Source organism: Paenibacillus wuxiensis (assembly GCF_040195695.1).
Taxonomy (GTDB): Bacteria; Bacillota; Bacilli; order Paenibacillales; family Paenibacillaceae; genus Paenibacillus_B; species Paenibacillus_B suaedae.
Map to the genome: position 1 here is coordinate 730,019 of NZ_JBEFZI010000001.1, position 9,840 is coordinate 739,858.

A 9,840-nucleotide genomic window follows, 5' to 3' on the forward strand; every position below is an offset into this window, starting at 1 on the left:
CCCTGCGCATGACTTACGGGGCGGAGTGCATGAACTTCTGCAATCAGGAGTTACGCACTTTCCGCCCAGAATGCTATAATCTTGTCAGAAGATGAACAGAATCCTACGTATTTCACGTATGGGCAGGGATCGTGATTCAAGGCGACCTTTATAGCATGAAACGGAGGGATGCGCTATCGAACTAACAACGAGACAGTTAGAAATTATTAAAATCGTCAAGAAGCATGCCCCCATTACGGGAGAACAAATCGCGGAGATGTTGACGGTCAGTCGACCTACGATTCGTGCGGATTTATCCTTGCTGGTCATGCTCGATTATATTGCGGCAAAGCCCAAGGTAGGCTATTTTCTCGGGGAGAAGGCGGAGAAGAAGGAGTCGGATTCCTACGTCCTGCGCAACATGAAGGTCGGACAGGTTCAGGGCATGCCAGTTGTGGTTGATGTGAAGACGACAGTACAGGATGCGGTTGTCACCTTATTCCTAGAGAACATCGGCAGTCTCATTGTAACCGATGAAGGCGGCAAGCTTGCAGGTGTCATTTCGCGCAAGGATCTGCTTAAGGTTACATTAGGCAATCCGAATGCGTCCTCGATGCCTGTCAGCATGGTGATGACCAGACAACCGAATATTGTAACGATTACGCCAGAGGAATCTGTATTGGAAGCTGCGCGTAAAATGATACATCACCAAGTAGACAGCCTTCCGGTCGTATCTTACCCAGAGAATCGTTCTGATCTGGAAGGGAATGTCGTAGGACGAATAACGAAGACGACGATCATCAAGCTGATGCTCGACAAAGTAGACCAGGATTAGCAGGGGGACGAAGCGTATGGGGAACGCGTCATATACGATAACCGTGTGTTCAGATTCCGTCGGGGAGACGGCAGAGGCTGTAGTGAAGGCGACAATACGCCAATTCGAAGCGCCGCAAATCAGGATTAAGCGCTATATGAATGTGCGCAATGAGGAAGAGCTCCGCATGTTGATGGAGGAGGCTGCCGAATCCGGAGGATTTGTCGCGTATACGCTCGTTCAGCCTGAATTGCGGGAAGCCATTAAAGAGCATGCAATCCGTCTAAATGTTCGAGCTGTGGATGTTATGGGGCCGATGATTCAAGCTTTCGTCGATACGTTTGCGGATCAGCCGAAGCGAATGCCAGGATTGCTGCATCGTTTGGATGCCGATTATTTTCAGCGCGTTGAAGCCGTGGAGTTCGCTGTCAAGTGTGATGATGGCAAGGATCTGCATGCGATCCTGAAGGCGGATATTGTGCTGTTAGGGGTCTCTCGCACCTCCAAAACACCATTGAGCGTCTTCTTGGCTCATAAGGGGAAGAAGGTTGTCAATTATCCGGTAGTGCCTGAAATTCAGCCGCCGGAGCACTTGTACAGCATCTCCCCAAGTAAAATAATCGGTTTGACGATGAACGCTGAGCATCTATTGAAGATCCGTTCTGAGCGGCTGAAGACGATGGGGCTTCCTGTCTTAGCTAGATATGCTTCGCTCGATCGCATCGTCGAGGAATTGGAATATGCCCGTTCATTGTTCGACCGATTAGGTTGCCCTGTCATCGATGTGACGGATAAAGCAATTGAGGAAACTGCAGGCATTGTCATGGATTTGATTACGTGAGTGAAATCAACTTGTCGTAGATAAAAGGGAGAGAAGTGGAGATGGATCGTCAGCTAGCTCTGGAAATCGCACGTGTTACAGAGGCAGGCGCTCTGGCGTCAGCCTCCTGGATCGGCCGGGGTGACAAGCATGGCGCGGATTATGCCGCTACCTCTGCTATTCGGGAAATGTTCGATTCCGTTCCGATTAATGGGACGGTTGTAATCGGTGAAGGTGAAATGGATGAGGCACCAATGCTCTATATTGGAGAGAAGGTTGGGAGCCGCTTCGGGCCGGATGTTGATGTCGCAGTGGATCCGCTAGAAGGAACAGAAGTTGTCGCGAATGGATTGAATAACGGAATGTCAGTCATCGCTATTGCAGAGAGGGGCAATCTTCTGCACGCTCCAGATATGTATATGCAGAAGCTAGCCGTAGGCCCGCTGCTCGCAGGCCACGTCAATTTAGATGATCCGATTGAGGTAACACTGGAGAAGTCCGCAGCAAGGCTGGGCAAGTCTGTAGAAGATCTCACGGTCATGATTCTTCAGCGAGATCGCCATCGTGAACTTATTGAAGCCCTACGCAGCAGTGGAGTTCGGATTAAGCTTCTTGATCATGGGGATGTATCCGGTGCGATTGTACCGGCAATTATCGAGAGTGGCGTTGATCTGTACGTCGGCTCTGGCGGAGCACCGGAAGGCGTGCTTGCTGCAGCAGCTCTTCGCTGTCTTGGCGGAGAAATGCAGGGTCGGCTCATGGTGCAGAGTCGGGAACAGCTAGAGCGCTGCAAGCGGATGGGGATTCAGCACCCTGATGCATTGCTTCGAATGGAACAGCTTGTAGGTTCGGGCGATATCATATTTGCAGCGACGGGCATCACGAATAGCGACTTGCTGAATGGGGTTCGTAACTTACCTGGTCAGCGTGTGGAGACGCATTCGGTCATTATGCGTGCGAATACAGGAACCATACGGTACTTGCGGTGTGTGCACAATATGTCGATTAAGCTTAAGTATGCGGCAGGGATGCATGGATAGAAGCCGATTTCATTTCAAATGAGATGGCCATCCTTCACCTGAATGAAGATGCAGCAAGGGAACATGATCCTCTACTATCACAAATTCAAATGTACTTCTCTTTTTGTAGACGAGACCCATCATGAATATACGTGCGAGAGCTGTATTGCAGCGGCTGGCAGCGTACGTTCAATGATGGGTTTTTTTGTTGTGTATATTTGACCATCAGAGTGCCTTGAATATGATGTATTTGCAGTAAATTTTCAGAAAAATAGATAAAAAGTCATGATAACTATAAAAAATATGTCTGAATTTGTCGATAATGATAAAGTTACATAGAGGGGAGAGAAAGCATGAAGTTTAGATTTAAAGACCTGAACACTTCAATTAAAATTTTTATACTGGTTGGTGTTGGCATTTTGTTGCTGGCATTAAGTACGCTGATTTCGTATCGCGCCATGAATGAGATCAATCACAAGAATGACACTATTTACGAGCATAATTTGATGTCGATCATGTGGGTGAAGCAGATTATGGTGAACAACCGTTCCATTGACTCCGCCATATTCGAATTAATGGCAAGCAGTGACGATAGTCGGAATAGTGAGCTTAAATCATCTATTAATCGATTCCGTGTTGAAAGTGATGCACTATTGAAGAAATATGAGGAAGTCTTGCAAACGGATCAGGAAAAAACGTTCGTAGCTGAGTATGAGAAGGCGCTAAAGCCATATCGCGATAGTAATATTCGTGCGATAGAGTTGGCAATCGCGAATAAGAACGAAGAGGCATATGATTATTACGTACGCAATGTACGCGAATCTCGCAGCAAGGTACAAAAAGTGCTGACCGAGCTTGTGAACTGGAATGAAAAATTGGCGGAACAGCAGGCGAAAGAAGCAACGGAGCTAACGAAATCTTCGACCACGACGAATGTAATTATCGGAATGATTTCACTGTTGGTTTGTGTACTAGTTGGATATGTGATCGCAAATCTGATTGTGAAGCCGCTTCGGCAAATGCAAAGCTTGATGGCGCAAGCGGAACAAGGGGATCTAACTGTTCGCGGCACTTACGATTCGAAGGATGAAGTTGGGGTGCTGATGAAGGACTTCAACAAGATGATTGATGGGTTGTCCTCGATTATGAGCACGGTGCAAGAGCGTTCGGAGCAGTTGCTTTACAATTCACGCTTAGTCTCTGACAATGCGAATGAAACGGCGCAAGCGACAGAGCATATTGCCGCTTCAATGGAACAGGTCGCATCGGGCGCGCAGCTGCAGCAGACAGCATCGGAGGAAAATGCAATTGCACTTGAAGAATTTGCACGAGGTATTCAATCGATTGTCGAAAATACATCGAGCGTTGCGGAATTGGCCAATCATTCGGCCATACAAGCTGAGCAGGGCAATGCGACGATCGTCGATGCGATGGAGCAGATGAAGTCAATTAACCAATCCGTACATACAACTGAATCTGCTGTTGAACAGCTGCATGATCATTCTCAGCAGATTGAGAACATTATTGATGTCATTACGAATATTGCAGGGCAGACGAATCTCCTTGCGCTCAATGCGTCGATTGAAGCAGCAAGAGCTGGGGAGAGCGGCAGAGGGTTCTCGGTCGTTGCTTCAGAGGTACGCAAGCTGGCAGAACAGTCTAGTGAATCTGCCAAGCAAATTGCTGAGCTTATTGCGGAAATGCAAAACAGCACACAGGTAACGGTAAATGCAATGGCATATGTACGTCAGGATGTTGCGTCAGGTATGAAGGTAGTTGCTCAGGCAGGGCAAATGTTCGAGCACATCATGGCGCTTGTGCAGCAAGTAACAGGGCAAGTACAGGAGACATCAGCTGCGACAGAACAGATGTCAGCAGGTACAGAGGAGATTACGGCTTCAGTTGACGAAATGGCGAAGATTGCAGCAGATACGTCTTCCACCGTACAATCGGTGGCGGCTGCATCTGAGGAGCAGCTTGCCTCTGTAGAGACCATTTCTGCTTCGATCGGGCAGTTGAAGCAAATGGCGGAAGAACTGCAGGAGATGGTGAATCGTTTCAAGCTATAATCGCATGGAGAATAGGGATTTCATTGTATTACCGGTTGCTAGAAATAGCGGCCGGTTATTTATTTTGTATATGAAGCAGAAACATTATGTTCAGAAAAAGGATGTGCCGCAGCACATCCTTTATGTATACGATTATTTATAATAGGAGTCGATGAGTGGAATAAAGTATCCACCGCCGTCCTTGACTTGGAAGCTGATAACGACATTTTTAACACCGCCAATATTGGCTTCAATTTCTTTGAGACCATCTTCAGGAAGAATCGAATCTACTTTCTTTAGCAGTGCGTTCTTGTCAAGATCGGAAATCTCGATATTCGTTAACTCTTGATCTATTGCAGCAAGCTTGATGACGATCTTCTGATATTTTTTGTTAGGAGTGACGATGATGGATGGCGCTTGCGAACTATCGGAATGATCATAGATAACTTCCTTATAATTTTTGCCGCTGTAGGTCGTTTGTGCGGGGTCTTTGGAGTAGTAAGAGTTCGAAAAAATTTCTGCATTTAGAGGAGTGCCTATTACTTTTTCGCCCACAATGATTTCATTTGTTTTCGAGTCGATGGCAACTGCAACATTCAATGCGCTGCCAATGCCTTTAACCGGTACATATACGTTGCCATTATACCTAATCGGTTGCAGTGCCAATCCTTTGTCATCATTGAACTGAACTGCCTTTCCATTCACCTTCACCTTAGCAGTGCTGTCCAAGTAAGCCTCAATCTTCTTCAGGTTGGTGCCTGCATACACGCCAGTGCCTAGGCCGACTAGTAATGCAGCGCAAGTTAGAGAAGCGACTACTGCTTTTCTCAATTCATCCCACTCCTTTTTATTCACACAAATGAAAGGAAATCATAGCTAGATAGTAGAGGAACAGAGATCTACAATCAATAGTTCTAATTGCTTATTATTCGAGCAAACTGTCACTTTCCCAGCGTAAAGAGGAAGTGATTATTGGGAGGAGAGAGTGTACAGATAAATAAAACGCTTGGACTACGAAGAGCCCAAGCGTTTGAGGGGGAGATATACTAGCTTTATTGTGCTTTTACGAATTCAGCAGATTTAATACCTGCTTGACGACCGAAGATAATGATATCTGCAACGGAGTTACCGCCGATACGGTTCTCACCGTGCAGGCCGCCGATGACTTCACCTGCCGCGTAGAGACCTGTTATAGCCTTACCATCCTTGGTTACAACTTCGGTGTTTGTGTTGACTTTTACGCCACCCATTGTGTAGTGGATACCAGGAGCAATTTTGATTGCATAGAATGGTCCAGCGGACAAGTCATTGTCCATACCTGTTGTTCTGCCGAATTCAGCATCTTTTTTGTCTTTCACAGAGCCGTTCCATGCATCAAGTGTAGCTTTGAGCTGGTCGCCCGGAACGCCCATTACTTTGGCCAAATCTTCAACCGTTTCACCTTGGATGACAAATCCCATTTTGTCGTATTGTTGAATGGCTTTGGCACGGGATTTCACGCCAGAATCAAATACAAGATAGGCTGCTTTGTCAGACAGTTTATTAATTGCTGCCGTTACGTTATCACGAGTATCCAGCTCGTTCGTAAATCGTTTGCCGTCTTTATCAACCAAGATCGCACCTTCACCGCGAACTGCTTCCCCGATAAGATAAGACTTCTCTTGCTGTACAGTAGGGTGAACCTGGATTTGATCCATATCTACAGTCACGCCGCCGAGCTTCTCAATCATCGTAATGCCGTCACCAGTGCTGCCGATTTGGTTCGTTGTTACGAGACCTTTCAAATCAGGGCGAACAGAGGAGATCATGTCCATGTTAGCACCATAACCGCCTGTTGTGACAACAACTGCGTTTGCGGCAATGTTCTTCTCATCCTTCTCTTCGAAGAGGACTTTAACGCCGTTCACTTTTCCGTCTTTTTCTGTAATATCAGTAACTTTCGCATTTACGAAAACCGGAATTCCTTTGGACTGTACATTCTTGACCAAGCCGCTGACGAGATATTGTCCAACAGCAGATCCGTCTTCAGGTCGATGTGTACGTTTTTCCTTCATACCGCCAGTAATCGTAAGGTTGTTCAAGCGAATGCCAATGGAATCCAACCAGTCGATTGCGCTTGCGGAATTGTCTACGAAGTAACGAAGCATTTCTTTGTCGTTCGTACCGTGACCACCTTTTAATGTTTGTTCGAAGAAGAGGTCGTTATTGTCTTCAATGCCTTGCTCTTTTTGGAACTTGGTTTGAGATGCATTCATACCCGAAGAGGATTTCATCGTATTTCCGCCGGCTGCCGGCATCTTTTCGAAAATAACCGGATTCATGCCTTTGGCTTTGGCCTCAAGAGCAGCAGTCATTCCCGCTCCGCCAGCACCGATGATGATGATGTCATATTTGTCTTTCAATTGATCGATAGGGGTATAGCTCGCTTTAGAAGCGCCGGACACAGCTTCTGTTTCTGGTTTCTCCGTTTTTGCTGCATTGTCTTGACCCTGCGTTTGGTTCCCGTTACTGCCGCATCCTGCGATGATAAGCATGATCGACAGAAGAAGAATCATTGTTGCTGTAGCTTTCTTTCTCATGTGAAACCCTCCACTTTCTATCTCTTTATAAATGAACATAGTTTCAATACCCAGAATAGCAATCAGACGAAGCAAATCAGATGTTGGGTGAGCTATGTACTCAATATCTCCGTTATTTTACGGTTATCTCTGGTGCTGTTCCGTACTGAAAGGGTATTTGTTTGATGCTCATTTCAATTTTAATCTATTATCAATGCAAAGATTGTGATGTATTTCACATTACAGGGTGATTTTTATCATATTTGTTCTGCGTAAATATTGGTAAATCGAATCGGAGGTAAATAGTGCTTAGCATATCTTGGAGTTAGGACGGTTCGATATAGGTGGTTCTAGCTTAGAAGTTTTGCTATAATGAGGGTTATATTATGAATTTCCCCCTATTATTCTTATGTAAGGTGATCACTCATTATGGCACTCTCATTTGCAAGATTAATTAAATGCAAACCCCCGATACCCTGACATTTCGATGATGTAATTGAGATTTCCGAAATTATAGGGGGAATGCAACTTGGCACAAAAAATCTCAACTCCATCATTGCTTTTGTTTATTATTCTTGTGGGATTTCCACAAATCAGTGAAACGATATACACGCCTTCCTTGCCGGATATTGCTAGTCAATTGCAGGCAAGCAACAACATGATTCAGCTTACGCTCAGCATTTATTTTCTTGGATTTGCGTTTGGTGTGTTTTGCTGGGGGAGGTTATCGGATGCAATTGGCCGACGTCCTGCTATGCTGTGGGGCATTTTCGTATATGGAATAGGCAGCCTGGGTTGCTATCTGTCAGGTTCCGTAGAATGGCTATTGGTAAGTCGGTTCATTCAGGCATTCGGTGCAAGTACAGGCTCGGTTGTGACGCAAACGATTTTGCGAGAAAGTATCGACGGTTCGAAGCGTCATGCTGTATTTGCTCAAATCTCAGCAGCTCTTGCCTTTACACCGGCTCTAGGGCCGCTGATTGGAGGCTGGGTCGACCAGTCGCTAGGCTTCAAGGCCGTATTTCTAACCCTTGTCGTGATGAGTGTGGCGATATTCGCGTACACGTTCGTTTCTTTGCCTGAGACGAGAGTTGCCACGACGACTTCGAATGTGAATACATTATCTGTCGTCAAGCGCCTCATTGCAGACGGCAGAGTATGGGCATTTGGTTTTCTAATCGGTGCAACGAATGGTATTCTGTTCAGTTACTATGCAGAAGCGCCTTTCGTTTTTATTGATTACTTTGAGATGACGCCTGGCATCTATGGCTTCTTTGGTATTTTTGTAGCGTTGTCTTCAATAATAGGAGCCATGCTGTCGAAAAGACTATTGTCCACCTACAAGCCAGAGCGAATCATACTGATCGGCTGTCTTGTAACCGCACTCGGTGCTGGAGCGTTGGTCGGCTTTACGCTTAGTGGATTAAGCTCGTCGCTGTTGTCCATGGGTGTATTTGTCGCCTGCGTCTTCATCCTTCTGCTTGGGATTGGTATGGCCATTCCGAACTGCCTAAGCTTAGCGCTAGTGCGCTACAGCGATGTATTGGGGACAGCAGGAGCTATTTTTGGATTAGGGTATTATCTCATCGTGAGTCTAATTACGAGCGGTATGAGCTATCTGCATAATGACTCATTAGTGACGATGCCTATGTACTTCTTCGTGCTGGCAGCTATTATGGTTATCGTGAGCAAACGAATTTCGAGAGAGTAAGCAATGTAAACGCATAGCAACTAAAAGTGTTACTGCATAGAACAGAAGGGGGTGTCCCAAAAGTCTAAAAAGACTTGGGACGCCCCCTTGTTTTCAAATATGTAAAACAAAAAGAAACCGTTCTTTAGTAAAATGGAAGTACCACCCACCATTTACGAAAGGAACGGTTTCTTTGTACATTCAATATAGCATGGATCAACTTTATCTGCCAATGGATTTGGAAGAAGACATTCCCCAAAATCATCTCGTTCGTATCATCAATCATGCGGTGAATCGCATAGACGATCAAATATTTGCAGCAGCTTATCCGGGCGGAGGCCGAAATAGTTACCATCCGAAAATGCTCACTAAAATTATCATCTACGCCTACACGCAGCGTACCTATTCTTCTCGCCAAATTGCTAAAGCCGTGAGAGAGAACATTCCTTTTATGTGGCTTGCAGCCAGACAGCGTCCGGATTTCCGTACCATTAATCGTTTTCGCTCCGAGCGAATGAGAGGCGTGCTTGAAAAGATCTTCACGTCTATCCTCGGTTTCCTTATTGAGGAGAAGTACATTAAGTTGGAGCATTATTTTGTAGACGGCACGAAAATCGAAGCGAATGCGAATAAGTACACCTTCGTATGGGGAAAATCTGTGGCGAAGCACAAGGCTAATTTGCAAGAGAAAGTAAAAGTATTGTTTGCGAGTATTGAAGAAGCAGAGCGACAGGAAGAGCAGGAACTACAAGATCGAGATTTACTAGAGCTGGGCGAATCGAGTGAAGTCACGAGCGTGAAGTTGGAACAAGCGGTAGAGAAACTGGAACAAAAACTGCAGGAACAACCAAAAGATAAACCACTAAAAAAAGCAGTTCGGTTGTTGCGTAAAGATTTTTTGCCGCGATTAAA

8 protein-coding genes are annotated in these 9,840 nt (G+C 45.7%); 6 read left to right on the forward strand and 2 right to left on the reverse strand.

The window, feature by feature from the left end; translation table 11 throughout:
* The first annotated feature begins 205 nt into the window (after window positions 1-205).
* The 4 genes from ABN764_RS03295 to ABN764_RS03310 all read left to right on the forward strand — a co-directional run bounded on the left by ABN764_RS03295 (window position 206) and on the right by ABN764_RS03310 (window position 4,701).
* Window positions 206-814, forward strand: a complete 609-nt coding sequence (locus tag ABN764_RS03295; RefSeq protein ID WP_227774997.1) for a helix-turn-helix transcriptional regulator — start codon at window positions 206-208, stop codon at window positions 812-814.
* A 16-nt stretch (window positions 815-830) separates the two neighbouring features.
* Window positions 831-1,634 carry a pyruvate, water dikinase regulatory protein gene (locus tag ABN764_RS03300; protein WP_021253774.1) on the forward strand — a complete coding sequence of 268 codons (804 nt, stop codon included), beginning with the start codon at window positions 831-833 and terminating at the stop codon, window positions 1,632-1,634.
* A 41-nt stretch (window positions 1,635-1,675) separates the two neighbouring features.
* Entirely contained in the window at window positions 1,676-2,653 is a 978-nt protein-coding gene (gene glpX, locus ABN764_RS03305; protein WP_021253773.1) for a class II fructose-bisphosphatase, read from the forward strand.
* A gap of 332 nt (window positions 2,654-2,985) precedes the next feature.
* Entirely contained in the window at window positions 2,986-4,701 is a 1,716-nt protein-coding gene (locus ABN764_RS03310) for a methyl-accepting chemotaxis protein (RefSeq protein WP_446670880.1), read from the forward strand.
* 132 nt (window positions 4,702-4,833) lie between these two features.
* On the opposite strand, the gene ABN764_RS03315 is transcribed toward ABN764_RS03310, so the two are convergent.
* Both ABN764_RS03315 and ABN764_RS03320 read right to left on the reverse strand, forming a co-directional pair.
* Entirely contained in the window at window positions 4,834-5,511 is a 678-nt protein-coding gene (locus ABN764_RS03315) for a stalk domain-containing protein (RefSeq protein ID WP_446670881.1), read from the reverse strand.
* 221 nt (window positions 5,512-5,732) lie between these two features.
* Window positions 5,733-7,259, reverse strand: a complete 1,527-nt coding sequence (locus ABN764_RS03320; RefSeq protein ID WP_446670882.1) for a flavocytochrome c — start codon at window positions 7,257-7,259, stop codon at window positions 5,733-5,735.
* Window positions 7,260-7,767: 508 nt separating this feature from the next.
* Between ABN764_RS03320 and ABN764_RS03325 the strand changes: the two genes are divergently transcribed.
* Window positions 7,768-8,949, forward strand: a complete 1,182-nt coding sequence (locus tag ABN764_RS03325; RefSeq protein WP_446670883.1) for a multidrug effflux MFS transporter — start codon at window positions 7,768-7,770, stop codon at window positions 8,947-8,949.
* A gap of 172 nt (window positions 8,950-9,121) precedes the next feature.
* The coding region (locus ABN764_RS03330) for a transposase (RefSeq protein WP_446670884.1) at window positions 9,122-9,840 on the forward strand (719 nt) is incomplete at its 3' end.